General features: G+C 65.6%; 23 protein-coding genes. 11 read left to right on the top strand and 12 right to left on the bottom strand.

The features are described from left to right. Position 1 precedes the first annotated feature (1 nt). The 11 genes from pglZ to WBL05_RS05975 all read right to left on the bottom strand — a co-directional run bounded on the left by pglZ (position 2) and on the right by WBL05_RS05975 (position 15,322). Positions 2-2,497, bottom strand: coding sequence for a BREX-1 system phosphatase PglZ type A (gene pglZ, locus WBL05_RS05925; protein WP_424224427.1), 2,496 nt, complete (start codon positions 2,495-2,497; stop codon positions 2-4). Next, on the bottom strand, positions 2,494-3,540 hold the full coding sequence (locus WBL05_RS05930; RefSeq protein WP_424224428.1) for a PDDEXK nuclease domain-containing protein: 1,047 nt from the start codon (positions 3,538-3,540) through the stop codon (positions 2,494-2,496). Before WBL05_RS05930 ends, pglZ begins: the two co-directional genes overlap by 4 nt. Further along, positions 3,533-7,033, bottom strand: a complete 3,501-nt coding sequence (gene pglX / locus WBL05_RS05935; protein WP_424224429.1) for a BREX-1 system adenine-specific DNA-methyltransferase PglX — start codon at positions 7,031-7,033, stop codon at positions 3,533-3,535. The genes WBL05_RS05930 and pglX overlap by 8 nt, the downstream gene beginning before the upstream one ends. A 12-nt stretch (positions 7,034-7,045) precedes the next feature. After that, entirely contained in the window at positions 7,046-10,558 is a 3,513-nt protein-coding gene (gene brxC, locus WBL05_RS05940; RefSeq protein WP_424224430.1) for a BREX system P-loop protein BrxC, read from the bottom strand. A gap of 5 nt (positions 10,559-10,563) precedes the next feature. After that, on the bottom strand, positions 10,564-11,163 hold the full coding sequence (locus WBL05_RS05945) for a DUF1788 domain-containing protein (protein WP_424224431.1): 600 nt from the start codon (positions 11,161-11,163) through the stop codon (positions 10,564-10,566). Next, entirely contained in the window at positions 11,160-11,777 is a 618-nt protein-coding gene (locus WBL05_RS05950) for a DUF1819 family protein (RefSeq protein WP_424224433.1), read from the bottom strand. Before WBL05_RS05950 ends, WBL05_RS05945 begins: the two co-directional genes overlap by 4 nt. Positions 11,778-11,867: 90 nt before the next feature. Continuing rightward, on the bottom strand, positions 11,868-12,068 hold the full coding sequence (locus WBL05_RS05955) for a helix-turn-helix domain-containing protein (RefSeq protein WP_128773205.1): 201 nt from the start codon (positions 12,066-12,068) through the stop codon (positions 11,868-11,870). Between the two features lie 126 nt (positions 12,069-12,194). Next, a complete protein-coding gene (locus WBL05_RS05960; RefSeq protein ID WP_424224435.1) occupies positions 12,195-13,331 on the bottom strand; it encodes an alpha/beta hydrolase family protein in 1,137 nt (378 codons plus the stop codon). Beyond that, positions 13,328-14,368 carry an MAB_1171c family putative transporter gene (locus WBL05_RS05965; protein WP_424224436.1) on the bottom strand — a complete coding sequence of 347 codons (1,041 nt, stop codon included), beginning with the start codon at positions 14,366-14,368 and terminating at the stop codon, positions 13,328-13,330. Before WBL05_RS05965 ends, WBL05_RS05960 begins: the two co-directional genes overlap by 4 nt. Next, positions 14,365-14,829, bottom strand: coding sequence for a hypothetical protein (locus tag WBL05_RS05970; protein ID WP_424224437.1), 465 nt, complete (start codon positions 14,827-14,829; stop codon positions 14,365-14,367). Before WBL05_RS05970 ends, WBL05_RS05965 begins: the two co-directional genes overlap by 4 nt. Before the next feature lie 61 nt (positions 14,830-14,890). Further along, the gene (locus WBL05_RS05975) at positions 14,891-15,322 is read right to left on the bottom strand and encodes a hypothetical protein (protein ID WP_424224438.1); all 432 of its coding nucleotides are present in this window, start codon (positions 15,320-15,322) and stop codon (positions 14,891-14,893) included. A 388-nt stretch (positions 15,323-15,710) separates the two neighbouring features. Between WBL05_RS05975 and WBL05_RS05980 the strand changes: the two genes are divergently transcribed. The 9 genes from WBL05_RS05980 to WBL05_RS06020 all read left to right on the top strand — a co-directional run bounded on the left by WBL05_RS05980 (position 15,711) and on the right by WBL05_RS06020 (position 23,385). Beyond that, positions 15,711-16,784 carry an ArdC-like ssDNA-binding domain-containing protein gene (locus WBL05_RS05980; protein WP_424224439.1) on the top strand — a complete coding sequence of 358 codons (1,074 nt, stop codon included), beginning with the start codon at positions 15,711-15,713 and terminating at the stop codon, positions 16,782-16,784. Next, complete coding sequence (locus WBL05_RS05985) at positions 16,784-17,713, top strand: bifunctional DNA primase/polymerase (RefSeq protein WP_424224440.1); 930 nt, start codon at positions 16,784-16,786, stop codon at positions 17,711-17,713. The genes WBL05_RS05980 and WBL05_RS05985 overlap by 1 nt, the downstream gene beginning before the upstream one ends. Next, entirely contained in the window at positions 17,713-18,372 is a 660-nt protein-coding gene (locus WBL05_RS05990; protein WP_424224441.1) for a DUF2637 domain-containing protein, read from the top strand. Before WBL05_RS05985 ends, WBL05_RS05990 begins: the two co-directional genes overlap by 1 nt. After that, positions 18,369-18,797, top strand: a complete 429-nt coding sequence (locus WBL05_RS05995) for a hypothetical protein (protein ID WP_424224443.1) — start codon at positions 18,369-18,371, stop codon at positions 18,795-18,797. The genes WBL05_RS05990 and WBL05_RS05995 overlap by 4 nt, the downstream gene beginning before the upstream one ends. Before the next feature lie 87 nt (positions 18,798-18,884). Next, entirely contained in the window at positions 18,885-19,763 is an 879-nt protein-coding gene (locus WBL05_RS06000; RefSeq protein ID WP_424224444.1) for a hypothetical protein, read from the top strand. Continuing rightward, the gene (locus tag WBL05_RS06005; RefSeq protein ID WP_424224446.1) at positions 19,760-20,755 is read left to right on the top strand and encodes a ParB N-terminal domain-containing protein; all 996 of its coding nucleotides are present in this window, start codon (positions 19,760-19,762) and stop codon (positions 20,753-20,755) included. The genes WBL05_RS06000 and WBL05_RS06005 overlap by 4 nt, the downstream gene beginning before the upstream one ends. 36 nt (positions 20,756-20,791) lie before the next feature. Further along, complete coding sequence (locus WBL05_RS06010) at positions 20,792-21,484, top strand: hypothetical protein (protein WP_424224447.1); 693 nt, start codon at positions 20,792-20,794, stop codon at positions 21,482-21,484. A gap of 9 nt (positions 21,485-21,493) precedes the next feature. Then, positions 21,494-23,113 (top strand): M23 family metallopeptidase, encoded by a 1,620-nt coding sequence (locus tag WBL05_RS06015; protein ID WP_424224449.1) that lies wholly within the window; start codon positions 21,494-21,496, stop codon positions 23,111-23,113. A 5-nt stretch (positions 23,114-23,118) separates the two neighbouring features. Beyond that, positions 23,119-23,385: a DUF6112 family protein gene (locus tag WBL05_RS06020; RefSeq protein WP_424224450.1), complete on the top strand. Its 267-nt coding sequence runs from the start codon at positions 23,119-23,121 to the stop codon at positions 23,383-23,385. 54 nt (positions 23,386-23,439) lie between these two features. On the opposite strand, the gene WBL05_RS06025 is transcribed toward WBL05_RS06020, so the two are convergent. Beyond that, a complete protein-coding gene (locus tag WBL05_RS06025; RefSeq protein WP_424224451.1) occupies positions 23,440-24,519 on the bottom strand; it encodes a PDDEXK nuclease domain-containing protein in 1,080 nt (359 codons plus the stop codon). A gap of 126 nt (positions 24,520-24,645) precedes the next feature. Here WBL05_RS06025 and WBL05_RS06030 point away from each other — a divergent pair, with 126 nt between their 5' ends. Next, positions 24,646-24,969 carry a DUF6112 family protein gene (locus WBL05_RS06030; protein WP_128773218.1) on the top strand — a complete coding sequence of 108 codons (324 nt, stop codon included), beginning with the start codon at positions 24,646-24,648 and terminating at the stop codon, positions 24,967-24,969. Between the two features lie 34 nt (positions 24,970-25,003). After that, positions 25,004-26,127: conjugal transfer protein TrbL (locus WBL05_RS06035; protein ID WP_424224452.1), on the top strand; the 1,124-nt coding region annotated here is incomplete at its 3' end.

Below are 26,127 nucleotides of genomic sequence, written 5' to 3' on the forward strand. Positions count from 1 at the left end.
CCTAGAAATCGAAGTCCGACGTGAACGAGCGCTTGAGCAGGTACTGAGCCCGCTGGTAGACGCGCCACTGTGTGGTGTTGGGTATCTGCTCTTCGAGTCGGAACTCGACCGTGCGGTTGTTGAACTCGTTGGCGTCCTGGCTGAGCAGCATCCGTGCACTCTGGTAGCGGTCACGCTTGTCGTCGGAGGGCTGGTCGAAGATCAGCTCGGGCTGGTTTGAGATCAGGGTCTCGCCGACGTAGATGCCCGCGCGCAGGGTGCGCGGCTGGACCTTCTCGCTCACTGGCTCGGACTGGAAGAGCTTCACGACAAGTTGCCCGGTGGTGATCTTGTCAGTCTCGGGTAGAACCTCGACGTTGACGGGCCGGGTGTCGCTCTTGCGCTTCTTGTTGACCGTGACGACCGGCACCACGACTTCCTGGAGCGAGGCTCCGCCGTGGACGAACCGTGAGCCAGCTCCTGGGAGCTTGAGGCGGTGGATTGACTTGGGAATCTGTACCTCAAGGTCGCTGCTGAGCCCCACCTGTTGGGGCTCAAACGTCCGGAAGGCCGGATCGTCCTTGAGGCCCCGCCCGAGCACGTATCGACGGTTGGTGACCACCAGGTCGTCGCCCTGCGGCTTGGTCGAGAGGTACGAGGCGTCGGCTAGTGCGGTGTCCTGGAAGAGGAAGCCGTGGTCGGCGGTGACGAGGATGTTCGTGGCGTTCGCGTTGGTCAGCCGCTTGATCAGGTCCACCAGATCGCGCAGCGCGTCGTTGGCGGCCTCGAACACCTGCCGCTCCGTGGTCGCCTTGTCGCCAATTGCGTCGATCCGGTCGTGGTAGACGTACAGCACCTGGTGTGCACCGTAGCGTTCGCGCAGCTCACCGCGCGGCATCGACAACACTTCCTCGGCCCGGATCGCGAACCCACCCACTGGAGCCAAGACCTTGTTGCGGTTCGCAGTTCCGTCGGAACGCTGGCCGTCAACGAGCACGGGATCACCACCACGGGAGTGGGCCAGGGTCTTGTGTGGAAGCAGAGCCGCCATGCCGAGCTGGGTGTAGCTCGGCAGCACACCCAGCATCGCGTCGAGTTCCGCATCGAAGCGGTCTTCCTGCCGGATGCGTGAGCGGAGTTCATCGGCGATCTCGTAGCGCAGCGCATCGGAGATGATGACGACGGCCTTCCGGTTGCCCTTGCAGATGATCGGCTCAACGTGATCGGTGAAGAACCTGGTCTGCGGTCGTAGCGTCACGGATCGCCAGTCCTGCACGGCGTCGACCTGCTGCTGCCAGGAGTTGCCTAGCTCATACAGATAGCGGTTCGCATAGTGCTTCTCAACCTCGACGCGGAGAGCTTCCAGCGGGCCGGCGTACTCCGTGATGCGAGCGGCAAAGTGGAACTGTCGATAGAGCTGGTCGATGCGGAACCACTGCTTGCGGTAGCGGTCCAGGCCCTCGTCGAACGACGTTATCGCGAACCGCGCGGTTGAGAGTTCGCTCAGCAGGTCCGAGGCGGCGCCGAGCGCCGTGTACAACTCCCGATACCCGTCCACCCAGATGCTGCTCTGGCGCGCACGGATCGTCTCTGAGACCTCCCGCGCGTTCATCGTCCGTTCGCCAACTGCCTGGGCGAGCAGACTGATGACCTTTTGTTCCACATCCTCGAAGAGGTCATTGCCTACAAGGTCGATGAGTTCGGCGTCCTCGATGCTGTCCGCGTAGCTCAGGCTCTCTGATGCTCGGCGCGCCAAGATCGCGAGAGCGGCGGCGCTGCGCCGGTCATTGCGCAGGCTCGCGAAGTCGAGCTGAATGTTGCGCAGCGCACCCGGAACCTCCGATGCGAACCCGTTGGCGGCCTGGCGGAACATCCACAACACGAAGTCATCGACGCTGGGCTCGTTCGCTTCATAGCCGTAAATCTTGGCTACCCCAGCCCAGTGGAACCCATCGAGCCCCTGCTCAACCAGAGCTTCGTACTTGCTCGCCTCGCTGCGTGCGTTCTCGATCAGCAGCGTGCGAGTGAGTTCCAGCATGCTGTGCTCACGCTGGCCAACCAGAACCGCGCACATCTTGGCGCGCAACCGATCCGCATCGTCGTCGGCCGTGAGTAGGGTCTTGAGGGTCTGCACTCGCTTGGCGGCCCGGAAGAACTTCTCGTGGTCGCGGACGACCTGGTCGATTCGGGGGCCATCGAGCCCAAGGTCCTGTCGCACGAGCGCCGGACGGTCGGCGGTGAACACGCCGTAGGCCAGCTCAAGGTCGAGCAACCAGTTGCCGACGCCGGCGGGGACGCCACCTGCTCGGTAGATGAGGAACTTGGCCGTCGGATCGTCATGTAGCACACGGTTCTTCACCGCGTACTCGTTGTTCTCGACGCGCAACGTCGTGACTTCGCCGAGGTCAAGCGTGTCGAGCTCGGCAGCGTACTCTCCCTCCGTGTCATGCCAGAACACGAGCCGTTGCGACTCGAATCGCTGCTCCAGATGTGGAAGGACGGCGCTGAGTGAACTCATTCTGCGCCCTCCTGCCCCGATGTCGCTTCGATCTCGCGCCTCGCGACCCTCTCGGTGGCCGCCTGATAAATCTGCTGGATGCGTGCTTGCAACTCGGCCTTCGGCGGTAGCGCGGTCCAGTACTCAGCGACGACGATCCCGTCCTTGTGCATCTCCAGCAGCTCGATCTGCTCGCGGCCCGTCTCCGTGCACAGGATCAGTCCGATCGGTGGCTCCTCACCCTCCCGCCGTTCGTAGCGGTCAAGCCACTTGAGATAGAGCTTCATCTGGCCCTCGTAGGCGGCCTTGAACTTGCCGATCTTCAACTCGACGGCGACCAGGCGTCTCAGCGGTCTGCTGAAGAAGAGCAGGTCGAGGTGGTAGTCGTCATCGTCGATGATCATCCGCTTCTGGCGCTCGACGAACGCGAAGCCGTTGCCCGCTTCGAGCAGGAACGCCTCCATGTCTCGGACGATCGCTGCTTCGAGGTCGCGTTCGAGGAAGGTGTCCTCCAGACCGAGGAAGTCCAGCAGGTACGGGTCGCGGAACACGTCGCGCGGGACGCCGGTCTCGCCCACGAACTGCGCGTTAGCGATCTCGCGGCGCTCGAACGCCTTCCGTGAGATCAGATGCCGCAGGCCTCGAACGCTCAGCCCCTGAGCCATGACCTCCTGCACGTAGAAGGCTCTGGCCTCTGGGGACTTCAGGGGAAGCAGGGCTCGGAAGTGGGTCCAGCTCAATTGTCGTCCCAGCGAGACGACGATCTGCTCGTCGGGGAACTGCTCGGCGAACTGGACCATACGGCGAAGGTTCTTCTCCTCGTACGAACGCCCGTACCGCTCCACCAATTGTCGTCCCAGCGAGACGACAATCTGCTCGCCGTAGGCAGCGCGCTCCGAGCCGAGCACTTCCTCGCCGACAAGCCGGCCGAGCCGCCAGAAGGTCAACGTGAGTGCGAGGTTTGCCTGGCGGGCAGCCGCCGCCTGGCCCTCCTCGATCACCTCTGCGGCACGCGCGAGCAACTCCCGTTCGGCTCCCTGGCCGCTCCGAGCGATCTCACTCATTGGCGGCCTCCAACCCAGTGATCTTCTTGAGGGCCGGGTAGAACCTCGGGTAGTTCACCTTCACCCCGTCGTCGAGGTCGATGGCGATCTGTTGCGACGCCAGTGGGTAGAGCACGTCGTGCTCATACTCACCCAGTTCCAGCAGCACATTGCGCAGCCGCTCGGACTCCTTCAGTGCTGCGGCCTTCTCGCGTGGTGTGCCATCCCCGGCGGCGAGACGCTCCTGGTGCTGAAGGTTCGCCTCCAGCTTCGACTCAAACTCCCGCAGGTACTCGTTCAGTACCGTCGAGACCGTGGACGGTGTGTAGCGATGCATGTAGACCAACGCGTTGAACGAACCCTTCGGGCTGGAGAACAGCCAGTAGATCGGGCGCTTCTTGTAACGCTTCACGTGATCGTCGTAGAACTTGGATCGTCCGGCACGGGTAACGAAGTACTCCCGCAGAGCCTTGACGCCGAGCGACTCCTCAACGAACCGCAGATTCTCCTCGAAGTGCTCCTCGCCGAACGCCGCCCGCAGGAACTGGCGGAACCGCGCCACAATGTCGTCCTCGAACCAGTCGCCATCAACGATCGGTAGAACGTTGTCTGCATCAGGCGCGAACGTTGGCTGCGGCACCTTGGCGAGATAGTCCCGTATTGTCGCGCCCTGGTCAGCAAGGATCAGGCCGGGTTCATCGAGGCTATAGCGACCGAACATGCAGCCGACCGCGTACGACACAAGGTCCTCGACATGTTCGCGATTCCGGATGTCCACGCCGCTCGAAGCGACCAGTCGAGCCGCGACCTCGGCTTCCTCCTCACCAAGATAGGCAGCGGCAAAGAGGCTGTCGAGTTCTCGCTCCGCTTCGGCGAGAGACGCTGCACGGGCATCCTCGATTCTCTGAACTTCTTCAACGGCCAGAGCTAAATCATCGCTGGCTTGAACCACTGATGGCGCAGAGAACTCAACCGAGAGCTCGCTTGCATCCCAGGCTTGTCTTGAAAGCAAAATGCACTCGGACACGAGCTCGGCAACCTTGTCGCTCTCGCGAACGCGGACCGGCAGGCTCAGCACGTGCCCGAGCTTGAAGTCCAGTCGCGGGGCGAGCAGGCGCATGAACTTGGTCGCGGTGGAACTGTTGAGGAACCCTTCAAGGACAAGGAGTTCGGGCTCGGAGTTAGCGAACGCCATCGGGCCCTTTGCGTCAAACATAAATCCGCCATCAACGTGCCGCACGGCAAAGCCATCGCCTGATATGCCGGACCAGGTAAAACCCCGTTTGAACCCGAAAGCGCCGTTGTAGTTATGGGATCGAACGCGCCCCGTTTCCTCGACAACGTTGGCCCGGGCTCGCGCACCGTCGTTTTCCCAATCGACGACGTAGTCGAAGTTGCCATACCAGCGGCGCGACGATCCGCCCTTCTGATAGGGAAACCAGCGCGCACCACTCTTGACGCTTTCGTCAGTCGAATCGATTCCAAATCCGATCTGCCGTAACGAGACCTCGTGCCAGCGACGCAGGAATCGATCGTTGTCTCCGGTGGTGAGGCCTTCACGAGCTTGGACGAGGTCGCCCAGATAAGGCCCTCTGCGCAAAGCTGCGATCTCATCATCGGTCGCCCAGTAGACGACTGGAGTGCTGGGCACATCGAGAAACTCGGAGACGCTGCGCACCCACACGCGGGAAGGGTTACGACCAGACGCAGCTTGCTTGACGACGCTGGCCTTGGCGCCGCCATCAACGTCAGCGGCGCGGACGAAGACGGTGCGCGAGAGCTTGGTGTTACTCGCTCCCGACACGAAAGCGACGGTCGAGACCACCTCGCCGCCAATTGTGTCGAATGCCGAGGTTCCAAGGTGTGCCAGCGTCATCAGAGAACTACGAGCCAGAAGTCGGCTTCGATACTTCGAATATGCGCCAAGGAACATCCAGCTGTCTTGAGTGACCATAGCGATGACGCCAGCAGAGCCAACGAGATCGAAACAACGATCAATGAACATCGCGTACATATCAATCTTCGCAAGTGGGTACTCATTCTTTGCGAAGGCGGCGAGCAAAGCCACCATGTTTCCGCTGCCCATGTATGGCGGATTCGCCACAGCGACGCTGTAGGTCCTTGCCAGCAAGTCTGCTTGCCGCACGACTGAGTCCGCGCGCGCAAGCAGCTCGGACGTCAGGAGATCGTTCTCGTCCGCGTTCTGATTGGCAGCAGACAGTGCTCTCCGCGCTGCGCGGAGTGCGTCCTGATTCGGTTTCACCAGCGACCCGGAGGTGTCGGCGGAGGCAAAGACATTCCAGAGTGCTTCTTCGGCTTGCCTATCGCCGTTCTTGGCGACCAGGATGTCAAGCTCGTGGGAGTTGAACGAGATAGGCGCCAAGACGCGAACGCTTGGAACGACGCGCTTGTTCAGGAACGTACGATGCGCGGCACGCGCTTTCATCGTCAAGGCGAACGCCGCCAGCGCACCAGCGCGCGGGTCGATCTCGGTGCCGAAGAGATTGCGGGTGAGGATCAACTCGGGAATCTCGGAGGGCGCGTAGCCCTCCTCTTCGTAGATGGCGTAGAGCAGGTCGAACGCATAGGTAAGCATGTGGCCGGACCCGCAGGCCGGGTCGATGACCGTCAGCTCTTCGGGGCCGGCGATTCTGAGGAAGTCGGTCTCTTCGTCAACCGGCGCGATGTAGTAGTCCATTCGGTCGACGAGCCGGGAGTCGGGATGGTTCAGCATCCAGAGTCGGCCGACCGAGTTCTCAACGAGGTAGCGAACGATCCAGTGCGGGGTGAAAAGCTGGGTGGCGGCAGGAATCTCGGCGGCGCCTGCCTTCTTGCCCTTCTTGAACCCGGCGAAGACCTCGTCTTTCCGCTCCGAAATGTAGAACTGATACAGCCATCCGATCACTTCGACTTCGCGGCAGACCCCTTCGGTGAGAGCCGCGGTCGCCCGCGTGAGGATCGAGTCCGCTGCGAGGAGGTTCGCGGGGATGAGGAGTTCGGTGTAGTCACCTTCACGCTCGAACATGAACGGCATCGAGCGGTTCCAGTAACGGCAGTACTCAGCGAGCAGGAGTGTGTAGGCCTCGCCCTGGGCGTCTGCGCTGGGGCGGGTTCCATCAAGGAGGCCGGTGATCGCGTCGAGGGTGCGCTTGCTGGTGATGACGGCGGGGTCGATGCTGCCTCGTTTGGCGTCGGCGAGCATCTCGGGCTGTCCGACTTGCTGGCCGTGAGCGGGTGAGACGACGCCGATACCCGTGTAGCCGTTAGCGTCCATGAAGCGCAGCGCGATGATGCGGTTGAACCAGGTGTATGCGACCTTGTCGACGATAACGTCCTTGCCCTTGGCGCCGCCCCCCGCGGCCGCGATATCACGTTCGAGCATCGCCACGGCACGCTGGTTCTCGACCCGTTCCGGTGAGGAGGGGGCGAGTACTGCGGTCAGCCGGGCGCTGACCTGGGTGATGAGTTCTCGCCTGGCCCATGTGGCGAAGCTCTTCAGCGGTGCGGTTTCCATGCGTGGTGTCTCCTACAGCGCGATGCGCTTGTCGTCGTTGAGGGCCTGGAGCAGCGCGGTGCGGAGCGCATCGAGGTAGCGGTCTACGTCGTCTTCGGTCTCCAGTACGCCGTGGATGCCGGTGGCGCTGATGCTCTTGACCGAGACGGTCTGCTTCACAGGAACCGGCGAGACCGCTGTGTCGTCGTCGCGAGGACGGGGGTTCTCGGCGAGTTGGTCGAGGATGGTCGGGTAGGTATGTTCCTCGAAGGTGTTGGCGATCTCGCGGACGACGGCGATCTGGCTCTCACGGCCGATCCGGTCGAGGATCGTGTTGACTTTCTGGGTCGCGTTGCGCTTGGTGGCGTCAGTGGCGTCGAGGTAGATCGTGCTGGTTTGGAGGGGCGCCCAACGTGAGTCGATCTCCAGGAGCGCAGCGTCGCGGTTCGCGAGAAGCGCCTCGCTGATGCGCGCCTCAAGCTCGACTGCGGCGGCTTTCAACTTGGTCATCCGGTTGCCACGGAAGGCTTGCGGGTCGGCGAGGAGTCCGGCCACCTCCTGGCTGCTGCCGGCGGGCAGATAGTTGAGGTTGTTGGCGTTGGTCGTGAGGAGTTCGCTTGCCTCGTCGTAAATCTTGCGCTGGGCGCCGCCGAGAAAGGCTTGGATGGGGTCGATGATGTCTGTCTTCGCGTCGAGCAGGTCGTCGGTAGCGGCGAAGTCGGTCAGGTACCAGTCATCGGGCTTGCCCACGACAGAATCCAGCAGCGCGATCGGAGCTTCGAGCTGAGTCACGAAGGGGTACTTGGAGCCGCTGACTCGCGCCTTGAGTTCTTCACTCTTGGCGCGGAGGCGCTCGCTTGTGTGCCGGGCCAGTTCGAGCGGGTCTTTCGGCACGGCGGGTTCATCGAAGAAGTCCGTGCAGAAGGCCCGAAGCGTGGCGACCTTGCGCTGGTCGAAGGTCTTCTGAGGTGCGACGACGGCGTGGGAGTGCTTCTGTGTGTTGCGCAGTGCTGCCGCGATTTCGCTGCGCTTGAGGATATTCGAGTCCACCGTGAGAGTGATCTTCGAGGTGCCGACGAGCCAGGCGACGACGCACTCGATGGAGGCGAGGTCCCATCCGTAGGGCTTGGCCTGGAAGTGATCGACGATCTTCTTGACGGTGATCTGCTCCCCGAGACGGTCGCGCTGCAGGACGTACGACAGCACCTCATCTGCCGGGGCCGCGAGCGCGTGCATTGAGGAGTCGTCAATCATGGCGGCTTGGTCGGGGTTCGCGAACCCGGCAACCTGCTGCTCGCTGTAGGTGCGTCCACCGAGCAGGCTGAGCTGCGTGTAGGTACGCGCGATGAGGTCTTGGAACCCCTCGGTGATCCGCGTGACTGCTTCCTGCGACCCGGATGTGAGGTCTGCGGCGTTGATCACGAGATCGGCTCGCCCGACGGCGCGGCGGATTCGCTCTACAAGCTCCTTCTCGCGCTGCGCGTTTTGAGTCGCCTTGGCGCGCAGAATCTGCTCCTCGACCGGAGAGAGTGAACTGGTCTGCTTGCGCTTCGTGTACTTCTCGGTCTTGATCAGCAGCCGCAGGTCGGCCAGCACCCGGTCGTCCGGGGCGAGGACCACGCGCAGTTCGTCCTTGCCCGCCGAGTGCATGCGAATCTCCTCCGGCCCGTAGGGGTACTCGGGAGTGATGAAGTGCAGCGAGAGCTCGCGCTGCTGACCGAACGCTTGGTCGTCGAGCTTGTATCCGAATGGGAAGTCTTGCCCGTTCTTCGCGTACCGGAGTTTGGAGGTCTTGACCACATCGCCGGAGAGAATCTTGTTCAGCCGAGTGGAGACCTCAGATGAGTCGATCTCGACGTTCTTGATCTCTTCCTCGATTACCTGCTCTTCGTTGGTCAGGTACTCGTAGACGTTGCCGTTGCGCTGTACGTACGTCTGGGTTTCCAGGAGCGTGAGCGCGTCTTGAACCTGCTTGGACAACGCGGGCAGGTCGAGTCCGAATCGGTCGTAGACCAGCACTGTTAGGTTGCGCGGAGTGGCCTGGAAGCTCTCGACGTATTTCACCAGGAACAGTGCCTTGAGCAGTCGCACGGCGAGCTTGGTGACTGGTGAACCGCTGTCGGGCAGGTCGCGCTCGGCGCGGTCAATCGAGCGCTGTGCCGCGGACTTCAACGACGCGCGGATACCTGCGAACATGGCGTCGAAGGTGGCCAACGTGCCGATCTCGACATTGCCGATGTCCTTGGCGACTTGCTGGACGACGCCGAGCATGGAGCGCTCACCAACGGAACTGTTGCGGCCCTCGAAGACGTTGTGGTCGGAGATGCCCTCGATCGCGGCCTGGAACAGCGGGAACTGGTAGCTCACGAACGGGTAGGTGCCGACGAAGTGGGTCTCGTCTGTGAAGTTCCGGTAGGTCTTCGCTCCATCGACGAAGTCGAACAGCGTCTTGAAGTTCGCAGACTCCTGCGCGTAGACGGCTTCGAGCACCTGGGTGCCCTTGTCGTTCTTCTCCAGCAGTCGCTTGCGGATGACCTCTTCGACGTCTGCGGAGGTGAGCTTCACTCGGGTCTTGAACCGGGCCTGAATCTTCGAGAAGTCGTTGCCCTGCTGTTTGGTGCGGTCGCCGACGACCTTGTCCATGTCCTCCTGGGAGGTCACGAACACCCACGCCCGTCCGCCGCACTTCGTGTTCAGCGACTCGGCGATCGTCTGAAGGTTCAGCATCAGATGCGTGTTCGAGCCGATGAACTGGCCGACCTCATCCACGAAGAAGTTCAACCGGTACCCTGCGGGCTGCTTGTCTAGCCAGGTGCGGACCTCGTCGGCAAAGTCCTCGATCGAGACCGAGTAGGTGTCCTGGTAGGTCTTCAAGATGTCGGGTGCGGCAGATGCGTCGAGGCCGGTGATCTGGGCGTACGCCTCGTTGACCTGCTTGCGCACGGTCGGAAGGCCGAAGCTCGGCCGGCGCTCCATCCACTCCCGGCCCGACACAGCTTGAAATGCGCTCTTGAACGCATCGAGTTGCCCCTCGTCGTCGAGCTGGCGCTCGAAGCGGGCGATGTGTCCCTGGTCGCCGTAGTAGCCGCGAGACTCGTCGAAGACCTTCACGAACACGCGTAGGAGGGCGTCGGTCTGATCCTTGCTGATCAGGGTCGCCTTCTGATCGATGTTGAACAGCAGACTCTTCGCCGGGATGCGGTCGGCTCTGTCGAGGAGGGGTGGGAGGAAGGCATCCGTCGCCTTGGCGCGGAAGCTCTCCGAGACGCGCTCGCGCGGGAAGTCGTCGCCCTCCACATCGCCGAGGAGGTGCGCGAGCATCTTCAACAGGTGCGACTTGCCGGAGCCGAAGAAGCCTGAAATCCAGACACCGTTCGCGTTGGTGTAGTTCGTGTATGCCTCAAGCAGCAGTTCCAGTCCCTTGGCGGCTTCATTGGTCAGGACGTACTCGTCGACCTCGGTGCCCAGGTGTGCAACGTCGTCAGCCTTGATGACGCCCTCGATGGGCCGCTGGACGTCCTTGGCGAAAATCTCGGTGAGGTGCATAACGGTCACGGTTCCTGTTCCAGAATGTTCTTGGCGCGGTAGTACTGGTCGTCCTTCAACCTGCCGAACAGCACGAGCGACGAGCCGAGAGTGTCGGACTGCTCGTAGCGGCCGGGGAAGAACATGAGCATCGGTTTGCCCACAACGACGCTCTGCAAGTTGTTGAGCACGTTGTGGGAACGGATGTAGGGGAACACCTCACCGATCCCGGTGAGGAACACGATGTCGAACCCACCATCAGCGAGCCGTTCCCGGATCGCGGGCGCGAGATGCTGCTGTGGGTTGAGCATTGACTGCAACATCTCGGTGAACTCCGCCTTGTCGAGGTCGGGCTCCACTTCGAGAACCTCGTCCCAGTCGCCACGCTCTTTGAGTACGTCGACCGACAGGTCGTAGAGGTTGATCTCGCGGACCTCGATGCCCTTGCTGGCCAGTCGGTTCTTGACCCGTTTCTTCGCCTTCGCTACGTCGAGGGCGTGCTCGGGCTCGTATGGGTAGATGAAGAACGGGACCTCGTTCGACAGGCCTTCCATCTTGAGGAAGCGCTCGCCGCTGAGCACCGCGAACAGGTGCTCTTCCTGGCGAGTGAGTTCGCTCGGCGTCACAGCGCACCCTCCTTGCTGTCTCGGGTCGGGAGGAACCGAACGTCGCTCGGTGTCTGGGCTTCGAACGCCTCGCGGACGCGCTCGGACAGGGTGGCGTGGACGATCTCGCCGTTAGCGAGCAGCCCCGCTTCCGTCAGCATTCGGAACACCGTCGATCGGAGCTTCTGCAACGTGGAGTCCTTCACCTCAGCGAGTTCCGGGTGCCAGAGCGTCTTCCCATGTACGAAGCTGTCGAAGTCCCCGTAGCCCAGCGCTGGCGTGAACAGGAGGAACCGCTCCCGCACGACCTCCTCGGCGAAGTCACCGATGAGCGCATAGTGGCGACAAGCCGCCACCCACATCAGGTGACCGCGCTCGCTCGGGCTCGTATCTCTCAGCAACTCCAACTCGTCGTCGGTGAGTGCCGCCAGGCGCTGCGCCACCTCGCGTGCCAGCCGGAACCCGGACGAGCTGGTTCGCGCCTGGAGCAGGTTCTCAGTGCGGAGCCGCTCTCGGACGATTCCCCAGTCACGAGCTTCCAGGTAAAGAGGTGCGGCGATCACTGCTTCTCGGGTCAGGAGGGCACCGCTGGTGAACGACAGCGCGTAGCGGTCGTGCGCGGAGATGCTGTTCATCGGGAGCCTCCTTCCGGGATTTGGGCAGTGGATCAGGATATGGGGTGCCACCGACAAAGCGTCAGCAGCGGCTCAAACTGAGCGGAACGATCACCCTGGCGGGGATGGGTCAGAGTCGGCGGCTGCGCCGCCTCGGCGTACCCAGTCGTCGATCTCACTCGCTTGGAACTTCCAGAGGCGGCCGACCTTGTGTGCGGGCATGGCCTTCTCGGCGATCCAGGTGTAGACGGTGTCTTTGGTGACCCCGAGGTGGGCGGCGATGTCGTCTGCGGACAGCCACGGCTCAGCCACGTTGGTCCTCCCTCGCACTCCGTGACCCGGGCGGGCCAACAGCTTCCATCGTACCGGGAGTTGTGCCGCTTGAACTGGGTTTGTCCGGGCGTGGCCGAACGAGATAGGTGCCGCGAGTCGAAGTGGTCAGGGCCTGAGCTGTCCACGGAGCCAGGCTGTCACTGCGGAGCGCCACCGCTCAGGATCGGAGTTCCAGGCGAGCGTGTGGTCGGCGTCGAAGGTCTCCAGTGTCATGAGGTCGGGGCGCTGGTCTCGGAGTGCTTGTGAGAGCCGGATGGGTGCGGAGCTGTCTCTTATGCCGTGGAGGATCAGCGTGGGTGTGGTGAGCTCGGCGGCGCGAGTGATCCAGTCAAACTGGCGGAGCGGGACCGGCTCGGGCAGCCCAAGCTTGCTCGCGAGCGGCCCGGTGCTGAGCCACGGGACGGCGAGGTGTCCGGCTACGCCTGGGAGTCCACTGCGGGCGCAGTTAGCTTTGATCGTCTCGGTCCAGTCGAGGACGGGCGAGTCAAGGACGAGTGCGGCGATGAGTCCGTCGTGGCGCGGGCGGGCGGCGAGCTGGAGGGCAATGGTGGCTCCCATCGACCAGCCGAACAGGACGATCTGTTGGGCTCCTTGTCGGACGGCGTATCCGATGGCTTCGTCCACGTCGGCGGTCTCGGTGTGGCCGAGGGTTGAGCGGCCGGTGCCGACGCGCGGGCCTTCGGCGGTGTTGCGGTAGGTGACGATGAGGGAGGTGTAGCCGAGTTCGGTGGCGACTTGGGCGCCGCGGAGGGTCCCGGCGCGGGTGCTGCCGAGTCCGTGGATGTGGATGGCCCAGGCCGAGGGGTCGCCGTCGATGCCCCAGGCCGGGTACGGACCCGCAGGGCTGGTGATGGTGATGTCGCGGGCGTTGAGTCCGGCGTCGACGGGGGTGGCGTAGTAGATCCCGCTCCACGAGGCACGGTCTCCGGCCACGAGTCTCAGTCCTGGCGATGTGCCGGTGACAGTGCGGGTGATCCGACCTGGCCTACGATCGGCCGCTTCTGGGGAGAGCTGTGCCCAGCCGCCGCGTTCGAGCCAGAGGTTGTAGATGCCGTCGGTGGTGGTCTGCGGGGTGCGGTCGAGCACGACCCGTTGCGTCTCACCGTCGTGCTCGATGTCGTGGATGGTGAGGTCGAAGATGCGAGGGCCAACTGGTGCGGTGAGGCGTCGTGCGATGGTCCAGCCGGTGCCGAGTGCACTGGCCGTGAGGAGCCCGGCTCCCAGAGCGATGCCGTACTTCACAAGGGACGCTCCTCCTGGTGCGGAGCGCCGATGTCCGCGTCGTCCAAGTCTTGTGGCGGCTCGGTCGGCGTCGGCGCGCTCTGATCATGGCCGATGAGGTGCTGTTCGGCTTGTTCGAGCAGGGCGTGTTCGGCGTCGGTGATGGTGAATGTGATTCGGGAGTCGATCATGGCGTCGCGTATCTCGACGATCTCGCGGTGCAGGCGACCTTCCGGGTCGTCGCTCGCGGAGATTGGTTCTGCTTGGCTGAGGCCGGGTCGCACTCGGGTCGCCTGCTGCCAGAGCGGTTCGAGCCGGTCCGCGAGGGCCGTGGTGCTCCGACGGCGGGCGTAGTGCTGGGCGCGGCGGACGACAGGTTGCGCGACGAAGCCCGCACACAGGAACAGGAAGGTCAGCAGCGACAGCGGTGAATAGATGGGCTGCACGGCGCGCATCAGGGTGATCTGGCCTGTCGTGTGGGCGATGTCCATGGTGAGGACTGCGAGGCAAAGCATGACACCGAAGGCCGAGCCGAGGGTCAGGAGCGCGGCGGGGAGGCGATGGATACCGTGGTTGCTCCGGTACTGGCGGGCGGCGAGGACCATCATGGTCGCGATGACGATGCCGCCGTAGGCGAAGTTGATGATCGAGTAGGTCGCGGTGGCGGGTTGGGCGCCGAGGTCGGCCATGAACCGGGTGGTCGTAGTGCCGCGGTCGATGAACGAGAACGCGATGGTGATCGCGGCCAGGGAGGCCAGCAGGGTGGGGCAGCTGACGACGGCCCGCACGAGCTGGGGTCGGTACTCGCCGGTGCGCATGACACCTCGGCCGAGGAAGAACAGCCCGATCATCAGCAGCGCGTCGGCGATCAGGGTGGCGATGTTGGTGCTGCCCAGGACCGGATCGACGGCAGCGTAGACGGCATCGACGTTCAAGGTCATGGCGATCGCGATGGCGATCGCGGCGTAGGTGATGCTTCTGTCTGCGCGTTTTCGGCGGACGATGAGCAGGCTCGCCACGAGCGCCCACATCAGGGCCGCGACGAGGGTCTGGGTCATCCGAACACCTCCAGGTAGCCCGACTCGGCAAAGGTGTGTCCTCGGATGCCTGCGGCAAGTCGGTCGGCGAGGGCTTCGGCGGTGATCTCGGTTTCGCAGTCGAGGTCTCGCCGCTTGAGGAGGCGTCCTCGCGTGTAGGGCGGGATGTTGGGCAGCAGCGCGTCGGCGGCTGCGCAGTCCTCGCCTTCGCAGTGGCCGAGGATCATGTGGGCGAACTCGTGCAAGACGAACTGCTGGCGGTGCAGGGCGGAGTCACTGGGTGCGTGGAGCACGACATCCTCGGTCTCGCCGATCAGCCAGATGGCGCAGAGTCCGTCGCTGGTGTCGAGGTCTTGGAGTTCGTGTACGCGGAGGGTGCGCTGGCGTCGAGCCTGGATCGCGTGGATGAGGTCGTCGAGGGTGAAGGTGTGGCCGAGCTGGAGGTCCGCGACGGCCGCCGATACGGTCTGTTCGATATTCACGGTGCGCCCCTCTCGGTGGAGAGCACGTGGCCGGAATCGGCGTCGCGTTGCGCGATACCTGTCAGTGCTCAGGCATGTGTGTCATTTCCTCGTCCAGGAACTTGGTGATGGCGTGGAGTGCTTTCGGTGAGATGTCACCGAGGGTACGGGCGGCGTAGGACTTCACCTTCGCCGCGCGCATGGAACGAACGAGGTCGAGCTGCGCGGTGACCTTCTCCGGCGTGGTGGCGCCGTCGGCTCCCAGGAGGAAGTCGGTATCGACATCGAAGTAGGCGGCGAGCCCCTCGAAGACGGCGGGGTCTTGGACGTGGCGGTGGCCGTTGATCATGTACGTCCAGCGCGAGCGCGACAGGTTGACGCCGCGTTCTTTGAGGAAGTCCGCGATCTGCGAGTAGGTCGGCTCTGCGCCGGACTCGGCCTCGGCAACGTCCATCAGGAGCCGCAAGCGGTTGGCGAGATCGACTGCCGCAGCCTGGCTCTCTTCTTCGGGCATGGCCGCTGACCTCCTTTCCCTCGTGGCGGGCAAGGCATCGCTGTTGTCCACCCCAAAGGGCGGTTGTGCATGCTCAACGCTACACGTTGAGCATGCACAAATCAAGGCTTGCGCATGCTCAACGGTCGTGCTCCAATGGGAACTCCGACCCGTTTGAGCATGCTCAATTGCCTGCTTGGGTGGGTCGTTCTCGCCAGAGAGGAGGCGAACGATGCTGGCTCTAGCGCCGTCCCCGCGCGGCTCCGCGCGCAGGCGCGCCGCAATGCCAGGCCGCCCAGTAGGGCTGACCCGGCAGGTTCGCTCCGGCCGTGGCGGGAGGGGTTGCCTACCTCGTAGGTGTACCGCCGCGCCCACGAGTGTCGTGGTGGTCGCGAGAGGAGACCCGGTCATGGCATCGACACCCGAGCAGCGGGCGGCGCGTGAGGCGAAGCTCGACGAGCTGCACGAGAAGCTGACGGGCGCGGTCGAGCAGCTCGTCTCCGGTGACGACTGGCGCGAGGCGCTTGCGTTCGCTGCGAGGTTTCGTAGTCGGTCGTTCAACAACACGATGCTGATCTGGGTACAGCACCAGGTCGCGTTCGAGGCCGGCCGCGTGCCCGAGCCGTTCCCCACGCTCGTGGCCGGGTATCGGCAGTGGCAGGCGCTGGGGCGTCAGGTGATGAAGGGCCAGCCGGGCTACATGATCTTCGCCCCGGTCACCGGCAGGTTCGCCACCTCCACACCGTCGGATTCTGGTTCGTGGCGGCGGCTGGGACCGCGAGAGAACCCGAAGCCCGGTGAGGTGGTGCGCTCCCGCATGGTCGGTGCGCGCCCGGCGTACGTGTGGGATGTCTCCCAAACCGACGGCGACCCCCTCCCCACCACGCCAACGCCCGTGCTGCTGGAGGGCGAAGCCCCCGCAGGCCTGTGGGACGGCCTCGCCACGCAGATACGGACCGCGGGGTTCGAGGTCGTCTCGGTGCCGGACGAGATGGCGATCATGGGTGCGAACGGGATGACCGACTACGAGGCCCGGACGGTGTCGGTGCGGGAGGACATGTCTGCGGCGGCACGGGTGAAGACGCTGGCGCATGAGCTCGCGCATGTGATGATGCACGACCCCGACGATGTGGAGGTGCGGCAGCATCGCGGTATCCGCGAGGTCGAAGCCGAGTCCGTCGCGCTGATGATCGGGGCCGCGCACGGCATGACCACCGACGGCTACACGATCCCGTACGTCTCGACCTGGGCCGCCCGCGCCGACGACAAAGAACCCGCACAGATCGTGCAGGCCACCGGCGAACGAGTGCGGAAGACGGCGCTGGCGATCCTCGACCAGCTCGATACTCCGCAGCTCGGCGATGGCACCCCGCTTGGGCTGGAACGAGATACCCCGACCGCGAAGCCGACCCGCGCGGTGGCTCGGTCGGTTGAGCCTGATCGGCCACATGCCGCGCCGGTCTTGGCGGGACGGGGGCTGTGATGCCCGACGCCTTCGACGTTCTCGCCGCACTCATCCGCGTCGACCGGACACCGAACCTCGCCGCGGCGGCCCGAAGTCTCGCAGCGGCTGGAGTGCCGCTGTTCCCGTGCGAGGCCGGAGGGAAGCGACCGCTCACCCGCCGGGGGTTCCTCGACGCGAGCAGCGACCCTGGGCAGGTTGCGGCGTGGTGGTCGCGTACCCCGGATGCCAACATCGGTCTCCCGACCGGGGCACGGTCGGGTGTCGTCGTCGTGGACGTCGATGTTCACGGCCCAGTCGATGGTCGCACCGCCTGGCGCCGTGCCTCGGAGGCGGGGCTGGTGGACGGGGCGGGTCTGCTGGTGCGCACCCCGACCGGCGGCGCGCACGCCTACTTCCCGACCACGTCGGGCACAGAGCAGCGGTCGTGGCAGGCCGCCAGTGCTGGGGTCGATTTCCGGGGCGACGGCGGCTACATCATCGCCCCGCCCTCCCGCCGAACCATCGACGGCACCCTGCGGCGCTACGAGATCACCGACCTCGCCGCCCACTCAATCGGACCCATCAACGCCGCACGATTGCGCGACTTCCTCGACCCCCGACCCGCCCCGCCGCCGCGAAACGGCGACGGCGCGACCGCGACGGTCGATGCTGAACGGCTCGCGGCATGGGTCGCCGGACGCGGTGAGGGCGAACGAAACCGGGGACTGTTCTGGGCCGCCTGCCGCCTCGCCGAGAACGGCACCCCGCCCACCGACACACTCGGCGCTCTCGGCCCTGCCGCTGCGCAGGCGGGCTTGAGCGAGCGGGAGATCGCCACGACCGTGCGTTCGGCCTACCGCGCCACCACCACAGAAGCCGCCTCTACCAATCGGACGCAGGGTTCGGATCGGTGGTGCTCGCGCTCGGCACCCTCGCCCGTGGTCTCGGCAGGGAGGGCGGGGCTGTGATGCGTGAGACGAGTCCGCGACGGTGGGCGGCTGGGACGGCGGTGGCCGGGACGGTGTTCATCGCCGCCGGGGCGTTCTGGCTGTCGTTCACCTCGCTGGCCGATCTTGCCGCGCGTTCGGGGATCGGGGCTGGGCAGGCGTGGGCGTGGCCGCTGATCGTGGACGGCATCATCGTCGTCGCGACCGTTGCCGTCGTCGCTCTCGCCGGGCAACGCTCCGCCTGGTACCCCTGGGCACTCCTGACCGGTGGCGCGCTCGTCTCGGTCACCGCGAACGCGATCCACGCCGTCGTCGCCGCCGACGCCGACGTTCCCAGCGTTCTTGCCGCCTCCGTGGCCGCCGTACCCCCGGTCGTGCTGCTCGCGATCACGCACCTCACCGTCATCCTCACCCGCACCCCGAGCCCGGCACCGGTACCGGAGACGCCGGACCGGCACGAGGTCGCCGTGCTGGCGTCGGCTCCTGCCGAGGTCGAGTCGCTCGATCCGGCGGATCGTCGGGCGTTGGGGTGGGAGCTGCGCGAGGCGGGGTGGTCGAACAAGCGGATCGCCCGCAAGCTCGGCGTGCATCCCTCGACCGTGGGCCGCTGGTTCGCGCCCGCACACCTTCCTACTGACATCACCGGTTCCGCCGACGAGCGGGAGGAGACCAGCCCATGAACACCACCGACAACCCGCAGCACAACGACCCCCGCCACGATCCGCAGCGGATCGTGCCGACCCCAGCCGACGAGGCACTCTCCGTGCCGCATGAACACCGCGAGTCTGCCGCTGAAGCCTCGACGACGCCGGAAGCGGTGCGTGCCGCACAGGTCGCCCGCACCGAGAAGCAGCACGCCGCGGTGGTTCGTGGCCGGGGTGTGGAGTGGGTGCGCCCGACCGATCTGATGGCCCGGCATTCGGCGAACGTCGCCGGGCGCGGCCTGGACTTCCAAGCCGAGCTCGCCCGCCGCACCCGCACACCGCTGCGGATCGGGATGCAGGCCGCGCGGGATCGGGCGCGTCGTCTTCCGCCGATCACGGCGTTCGGGCGACGCGCCGTCACCACGTCGGCACCGACGCGGCCTGGGGTCGGGATGGGATGACAGGTCGTGGTCCAGACGGCAACCAGCACGGGAGGGGCGCGTTCGTGGGAGCGGGCGCACACCTACCTGCCAGGAGGTGCCGACACCATGACCACAACCACCGAGCCCAGCATCGAATCCTCGCGTGAGGACTTCACGACCGGCGAGGGCCTGCGCGCTCTGCTGCACCGGCTCCACACGGGCGGTGAGGATGCCTGGGTCAATGATCCGGTCGCGCGCGATCTGATGGAGTTCGCCGCCGAGAAGTACAAGGCGCTGGCGCGCAAGCACCGCCTCGATACCTGGGAGGCGGTCGCGGCTGCGTTCGACGCGATGCAGAACCGCTCCACCCGTGAAGCCGACGACCCGTGGGCGATCATCACCCACGCCGTGCGAATCACCTGCATCTACGAAGAACGCGCCCAAGGCCTGCTCTGTTCGGTGCACCAGGCCCGCCGCTCCCACGTCTCGGCGTTCCACGACCCCGAACGGTTCTCCGACCGCGACACCGCCCTCTCTGACTATCACCCCGCCTTCCAGGTCACCGACGATCTGCCCAGCGACATCGAGCCCGACCCGCATGACCTGCTGGGGTCGGCGCAGGCCTGCATGTCAGCCACGTCGGCAGCAGAGGACGCGATCGCGCTGCTGTGCCTGCTCGACTGGCCGACCGACACCGCGCGAGCCTCGGTCGAGCACGTCTGCGGCGCCCTCACCAAAGCCGGAACCCGCCAGTCCGCCTACGAGGCGCTGCGGCGGGACCGGCACGCCCGCGCGCTCCTCGACCTGCCCCGCCGCACCTGGACAGCGCTGCTGCGGGCTCTGCTCGGGAACCCGCACCCCGCCTACGCGGCGACCAGCGCGGGCCGTGGGGTGCTGCTGCGGTTGCTGCTCGGGGAGACCTTGGAGCTGTTGCTGCGCGACGACGACCTGATCCTCGCCCTCGCACTCGCCGCACCCAGAGCCCAGGGCGGTGAGCCGCGATGACCGACCCGCAGACCGGTATCCAGCTCGACCGGGCCGTCGATTCCCTGATCGTCGGCAAGCGCCACCGCACCGACCTCGGCGACATCGAAACCCTCGCCGCCTCCATCGACCGCGACGGCCTCCTTCAACCGTTGACGATCACCATCGACGGGGTGCTCGTCTGCGGGGCGCGCCGCTTGGCGGCGATCAAGATGCTTGGCTGGCGCACCGTCAGCGTGTGGGTACGCGGCGGCCTGTCGGATCGGCTCGGGAAGCTCCTCGCGGAGCAGGACGACAACATGCTCCACAAGCCCTACAACCAGCTCGAAGCCGCGGGTCTCTACCGCGAGATCAAGGAAGTCATGGCCGAAGACGCAGCCCGCCGGAAGTCCGCCACCCAGTTCAGCACCGAAAACCAGCCGGGAAATGACGGTCCCGCAAGATTTGCGGGACCGTCAGGAGCGCTCGGAGACGCACGAAAACTCGCCGCAGCGATGATCCCCGGCGGCGCTTCACACACCACGCTGGAGAAGATCGGCTACATCGAAGAGATCGCAGCCAACCCCGCCCAACCCGAGACGCTCCGCGCGGAAGCCGCAGTCGCGTTGGAGCGGATCGAAGCAGGCGACCCGGTGCATCCCCTCTACCTGGCGATCCACGAATCGGCAGAGGCTGCGCGTGAGGTGCGCCAGGCGACGATGCACGCCCTCGCCGAGGATGCCGTCGCCCGCGCCAACGCCATGAAGAAGGGCAAGAAGCCCAAGCCCCGCCCCAAGCCACTCGTGCCCGACGACGCACCACCGGTGCAGTACCCCGTGCGGGCGTTCGTCCAGACCTGGGGCGAACTCGCCAGCTGGTGGACCCACTACGACATCGACGTGCTCGCCGTCGAACTGACCGACGACCAGTACGAGAACTTCCTCACCGTCGCCGAAGCCACCGCACGCTTCGCCGACGACCTCCGCACCGCACGCGACGCCCACGCAGCACAGCCGATCCTGCGCGCACTCTGAGTTCTCGCCGCGGTCGCGAGCGTGCACCTGCCAGGCATGAGCCCTGCACCCACTGATCCCAAGACTCGCCGCCGACTCGTCGCCCTCATCGCCGCTGGCATCGTCCTGCTGCTCCTGGCCGCAGTCGGCGTCTACGGACTCCTCACCGGCCCCCGCAACCCCAGCACGACCGATCCGCGCCCCGAGCCGTCGCCGACCGTGACCACACCATCGTCGCCGGGGCCGTCAACGCCGCCGTTGCCGAAGGTTCCAGCGGTGCCGCGCTCGACCGATCCGGTCACCTTCGCCGAAGGCGTCGCCACCACCTTGTTCGCCTGGGACACCGCGCTGGGGCTGTGGCCGCTGGACTACACCTCGGCGATCCTCACCGTCGGTGACCCCTCCGGCGACGAGCAAGCAGGCCTCGCCTCCGACATCGCCACCTACCTGCCGAACCGGGACGCCTGGATCGAACTACGCCAGTACGCCACCACCCAGCACCTCGTCATCGACACCTCGCTCGTCCCTGACGCCTGGGCCGACGCAGTGGCGCAGGCGCAGCCCGGGCAGATCGCCCCCGGCACAACCGCGGTCACGATCGAGGGCACCCGCCACCGCTCCGGCATCTGGAACGGCCAGCCCGTCACCTCCGAGCATCCCGTCTCGTTCACCGTGTTCGTGGTCTGCGCACCGACGTACCCGACCTGCCACGTGCTGCGGCTGTCCCAGCTCGACAACCCCCTCCGCTGAGGTGCCGCCGTGTTCCGCAAGACAGCTATCGCCGCCCTCGCGCTCATGTTCCTCGCCCCGTCCGTCATCCTGCTCGGGATCGGGGCACTGATGAACCCCGCCGCCGCCAACTGCGCCACCACCACAGACGTGGTCAGCCTCGGGCCTGTGCCGGACTCGCTCACCGTGACCACGGCCAACGGTGAGACGTTCACGCTGAACCGGCAGCAGCTCACCCACGCCGCCACGATCATCGCCATCGGCAACAACACCGACGGCGTGGGCAGGCCCGGGATCAAGATCGCGCTCATGGCCGCGCTCACCGAGTCCACGCTGCGGATGCTGTCGAACACCGGCACCTACCCCGAGAGCGCGAACTACCCCAACGACGGCAACGGCTCCGACCACGACTCCCTGGGTCTGTTCCAGATGCGCCCACAGTCGGGCTGGGGTTCGGTCGCCGAACTCATGGACCCCACCTATCAAGCGCGAGCGTTCTTCGGCGGGCCAACCGGACCGAACTACCCCTCGCCGCGCGGTCTGCTCGACACCCCCGGCTGGCAGCAGATGTACCCCGGCGAAGCCGCCCAAGCCGTCGAGGTCTCCGCCTACCCCGACCGCTACCGCAACTACGCACCCGTCGCCGACACCATCCTCACCACCCTCACCACAGGCAGCTCCAGCACGACACCGGCGGGGGCCGCTGGCCCAGCATCGTTGTCGTCGAGGGTGGTGTTCCCACTCCCGGAGGGGACCTGGGTGGCGACCTCGCCGTTCGGGATGCGCGTGCATCCAATCACCGGCGAGTACAAGCTGCACACCGGCGCGGACTTCGCAGCACCCGACGGCACCCCGATCCTCGCCGCAACCGGCGGCACCGTGACCGTCGCCGAGTTCACCAGCGGCTACGGCGGACTCATCGTCATCGAGCACACCATCGACGGCCACAAGATCGCCACGGCGTACGCCCACATGTGGCAGCACGGCATCCACGTCAAGACCGGCGACACGGTGCGGGCCGGGCAGCACATCGGCGATGTCGGCTCCTCCGGATACTCCACCGGTGCGCACCTGCACTTCGAAGTCCGTCAAGGCGGCATCAATGGCGACTTCATCGACCCCGCCGCCTGGCTCAACCAGCACGGAGCCGCGAACCTCCCCGAAGCCACCAGCGGATCACCCGCCGCCTGTCGTGCGGCGGGGACCGCAGGGCCGCCCACCGGCGTCGATGGCGACCCTGACCGGCTCGTCGACGATCCCACCACCGGCGGGAAGATAACCGCCAGGCTGCTGCACCTCTACCAGCAGACCCTCGCGGCGTTCCCGGACACTGGCTGGGGTTGCTACTCGCCGCGCCCCGGCACCAAGTCGGAGCATCCCCTCGGGCGGGCGTGTGACATCACCTTCGGTAATCGGATCGGCCAACGCCCCAGCCCCGCCCAGCTCGACGCCGGATGGGCCGTGACGAACTGGATGAAAGACAACGCAGGCGTCCTCGGCGTCGAATACCTCATCTGGCAAGGCCAAATCTGGTCCGTCAGCCGCGACGCTGACGGCTGGCGACCCTACAACGGCGGCGGCATGCACAACCCCAACGATGTAACCGGAGGCCACTACGACCACCTCCACGTCACCGTGAAAGCAGGATGACCGGAATGGGCGTCTTCCCGGACTTCGACGGCCTCGGCGGCATCGGCGACCTCCGCGCCGTCGTCGGCGCACTCCTCACGTTCGTGCTGATCGTCGCCGTGCTCATGCTGATCGTCTCCGCGATCGTGTGGGCCATCGCCTCTGCCCACGGCAACTATTCCACCGCAGGCAAAGGCAGAGTCGGCGTCCTCGTCTCGGTCGGAGCCGCCGCGCTCGCCGGTGCCGGGGTGGCCTGGATGAACTGGCTCATCAACCTCGGCCAACAGCTCTAGCAGCAGCGCGTGGGCGTGTCACTCGCCCCGGGCGCGCTGGTTGTATCCGAAAGGTCAGTCGTCGTTGGCTGAGGGTAGTTCTCGTCGTGCGAGCCGTTCGCGCGCCTCGCGGAGCATGAGTTGGAGTCGCTGTTCGAGTTCGTGCTTGGGTGGCAGTGCTGTCCAGTACTCGGCGACAACGATGCCGTCCTTATGCATCTCCAGCAGTTCAACCTGTTCACGGCTGGCCTCCGCGCACAGGACCAGACCAACGGGTGCTTCCTCACCTTCGTGGCGCTCATGCCGGTTGAGCCACTTCAGGTAGAGCTTCATCTGACCCTCGTAGCGGGCGTCGAACTCGCCGATCTTGAGCTCCACTGCGACGAGCCGCCTCAAGGGCCGGTGGTAGAGGAGCAGGTCGAGGTGGAAATCCTTGCCGTCGATCACCATCCGCTTCTGCCGCTCCACAAACGTGAAGCCCGTGCCGACCTCCAGCAGGAACGCCTCCAGGTCACGCAGAATCGCCGCTTCCAAGTCCGCTTCGAGGTAGCCGTCGTGGAGGCCGAGGAAGTCGAGCAGGTACGGGTCGCTGAACGTGTCTGCGGGAACCAGTGACCCCGACCCGAGCTGTGAGTCTGCGAGCTCGCGACGTTCGTAGGCTTTGCGGCTGATCGCGCGACGCAACTCTCGCACTGTCCACCGCCCCGCGACCGCTGCCTCGGCGTAGAAGGCCCGCGCATCGTCACTGCGCAACGGCAGGAGGGCGAGGAAGTGCGACCAACTCAATTTCTGTGACAGCGTCACCAGAATCTCGCGGTCAGGGAACAGGCGGGAGAACTTGACCATCCGGTTCAGGTTCGGCTCGTCGAAGCCCCGCCCGAAGCGGCCCGTCAATTCCTGTGACAGCGTCACCAGAATCTGCGCACCGTACTCGGCGCGCCCAGCGCCGAGTACTTCGGAGTCGATGATCGAGCCGATCTGCCAGTACGTCATCGTCAAGGTCGCGTTGGCGTAGGAAGCGATCGACTCACGAGCGCTTTCGATGAGAGCCGACACCTGTGCGACCAGGTCCTGCTCGGACGACGGCACTCCCGCACCTGGGCGGCGCGCGAGACCGTCACCTGGCTCTCGGCGTGGTGCGGCGGGCTCGTTCATGCCTCAAGTCTCCCAGAACCCACCGACAAACGCCGGGCCCCACGGGTCAGCGGGCGCACCTGTGGCGTGTACCCCGTCTGTGCATCCGCGCTGGCGGGCCGACTGCCCGCGTCAAGGAGACCCACCGTGTTCGATCTGCTCACCACTACCGTCCTGCCCGCCGTCGGCCTGGTGCCGATGGACATCAACATCGACCCCAACACCAACGGCCTGCCCGGGATCAACCAGCTGCGCACCATCGTCGGCGCGGTGATGACCATCGGCCTGATCCTCTCCGTCCTCGCACTGATCGTCTCCGCGATCGTGTGGGGCTTCGGAGCGAACTCCAGCAACCCTCACCTCGCCAGCAGGGGGAAGATCGGCGTCCTCGTCTCCTGCGGCGCGGCGGTGATCTGCGGTGCGTCGGTGACGCTCATCAACTTCTTCTGGAACGTCGGCCAGCAGGTCTGACCCGCATCGTCGTCGAGAGGTCTGGTGGTTCGTGATGAGCGTGTGCGACATCCCGGTGATCTCCTCGGTCTGCGATGCCGTCGGCGAAGGGGCCGCCACGCTGGTCGCGGCCCCGTTCGACTGGCTCGCCCAGGCCATGGGAGCTGCCGCGGGCTGGTTGTTCGAGGCGGTCTGGTCGGTGTTCGACACCACCACCCTCGTCGATGTCACCCGACCGGGATACGTGAGTGTCTACAACCTGCTGTTCGGTGTCGCGGTGTTCGTGATGCTGATCTTCTTCTGCCTCCAACTCATCACCGGCCTGATCCGCCGCGACCCCACCGCCCTGACCCGAGCTGCCCTCGGCCTCGCGAAATCAGTGCTCGGGTCGTTCGTCATCATCACCCTCACCGCCCTGCTGCTGGAAGTCGTCGACCAGCTGTGCATCGGCATCGTCCAAGCCGCAGGCGAGACCACCGAGTCGATGGGCGACAAGATCGCCCTCCTCGCCACCGGCCTGGTCGGGATCAACATCGCCGCCCCCGGTGTCGGGGCGATCATCACGATCTTCATGGCCGGCCTCGCGATCACCGCCGCCGCCATCGTCTGGCTCTCCCTCCTCGTACGCAAAGCCCTGCTGCTGGTGGCGATCGTGTTCGCCCCACTCGCGTTCTCAGGCGCGTCGTGGGACGCGAGCCGTGGGTGGATTGGGAAGTGGGCGATGTTCGTCGTCGCGCTGATCTGCTCCAAGCTCGTGCTCGTCGTGATGTTCCTGGTCGCGATCACGCAGGTCTCGGCACCCATCGACGCCGACCTGGCCTCGATCAGCGACCCGATCGCGGGGATCGTGCTGATGGCGATGGCCGCGTTCGCGCCCTATCTGACGTACAAGTTCATCGCGTTCGTCGGTTTCGACATGTATCACGCGATCGGCTCCGAACAAGACGCCAAACACGCTCTCAACCGCCCCATCCCCGTCCCCGGACGCGGCGCAGGCGGCGGCGCGGAGCCGAAGAAGGTACTCGACGGTGCAGGCAACAGCGGTGGAGGTGGCGGCGCGGGCCATGGAGGCGGTGGGAGCGCGCCACCCGCGCCGAAACCCACACCCGCATCCTCGGCCGAAAGCGGGGCTGGCGCATCGGGTGGAGGTGCCGCTGCGTCCGGCGGCGGTGCTGCGGC

The organism is Brooklawnia sp. (genome assembly GCF_049651565.1).
Lineage (GTDB): Bacteria > Actinomycetota > Actinomycetes > Propionibacteriales > Propionibacteriaceae > Brooklawnia.

Bases quoted from the DNA above. Each gene is read 5' to 3' on its own strand.
- pglZ (WP_424224427.1), bottom strand. From the start codon at position 2,497: ATGAGTTCACTCAGCGCCGTCCTTCCACATCTGGAGCAGCGATTCGAG.
- WBL05_RS05930 (WP_424224428.1), bottom strand. From the start codon at position 3,540: ATGAGTGAGATCGCTCGGAGCGGCCAGGGAGCCGAACGGGAGTTGCTC.
- pglX (WP_424224429.1), bottom strand. From the start codon at position 7,033: ATGGAAACCGCACCGCTGAAGAGCTTCGCCACATGGGCCAGGCGAGAA.
- brxC (WP_424224430.1), bottom strand. From the start codon at position 10,558: ATGCACCTCACCGAGATTTTCGCCAAGGACGTCCAGCGGCCCATCGAG.
- WBL05_RS05950 (WP_424224433.1), bottom strand. From the start codon at position 11,777: ATGAACAGCATCTCCGCGCACGACCGCTACGCGCTGTCGTTCACCAGC.
- WBL05_RS05965 (WP_424224436.1), bottom strand. From the start codon at position 14,368: ATGACCCAGACCCTCGTCGCGGCCCTGATGTGGGCGCTCGTGGCGAGC.
- WBL05_RS05975 (WP_424224438.1), bottom strand. From the start codon at position 15,322: ATGCCCGAAGAAGAGAGCCAGGCTGCGGCAGTCGATCTCGCCAACCGC.
- WBL05_RS05980 (WP_424224439.1), top strand. From the start codon at position 15,711: ATGGCATCGACACCCGAGCAGCGGGCGGCGCGTGAGGCGAAGCTCGAC.
- WBL05_RS05985 (WP_424224440.1), top strand. From the start codon at position 16,784: ATGCCCGACGCCTTCGACGTTCTCGCCGCACTCATCCGCGTCGACCGG.
- WBL05_RS05990 (WP_424224441.1), top strand. From the start codon at position 17,713: ATGCGTGAGACGAGTCCGCGACGGTGGGCGGCTGGGACGGCGGTGGCC.
- WBL05_RS05995 (WP_424224443.1), top strand. From the start codon at position 18,369: ATGAACACCACCGACAACCCGCAGCACAACGACCCCCGCCACGATCCG.
- WBL05_RS06000 (WP_424224444.1), top strand. From the start codon at position 18,885: ATGACCACAACCACCGAGCCCAGCATCGAATCCTCGCGTGAGGACTTC.
- WBL05_RS06005 (WP_424224446.1), top strand. From the start codon at position 19,760: ATGACCGACCCGCAGACCGGTATCCAGCTCGACCGGGCCGTCGATTCC.
- WBL05_RS06010 (WP_424224447.1), top strand. From the start codon at position 20,792: ATGAGCCCTGCACCCACTGATCCCAAGACTCGCCGCCGACTCGTCGCC.
- WBL05_RS06020 (WP_424224450.1), top strand. From the start codon at position 23,119: ATGGGCGTCTTCCCGGACTTCGACGGCCTCGGCGGCATCGGCGACCTC.
- WBL05_RS06025 (WP_424224451.1), bottom strand. From the start codon at position 24,519: ATGAACGAGCCCGCCGCACCACGCCGAGAGCCAGGTGACGGTCTCGCG.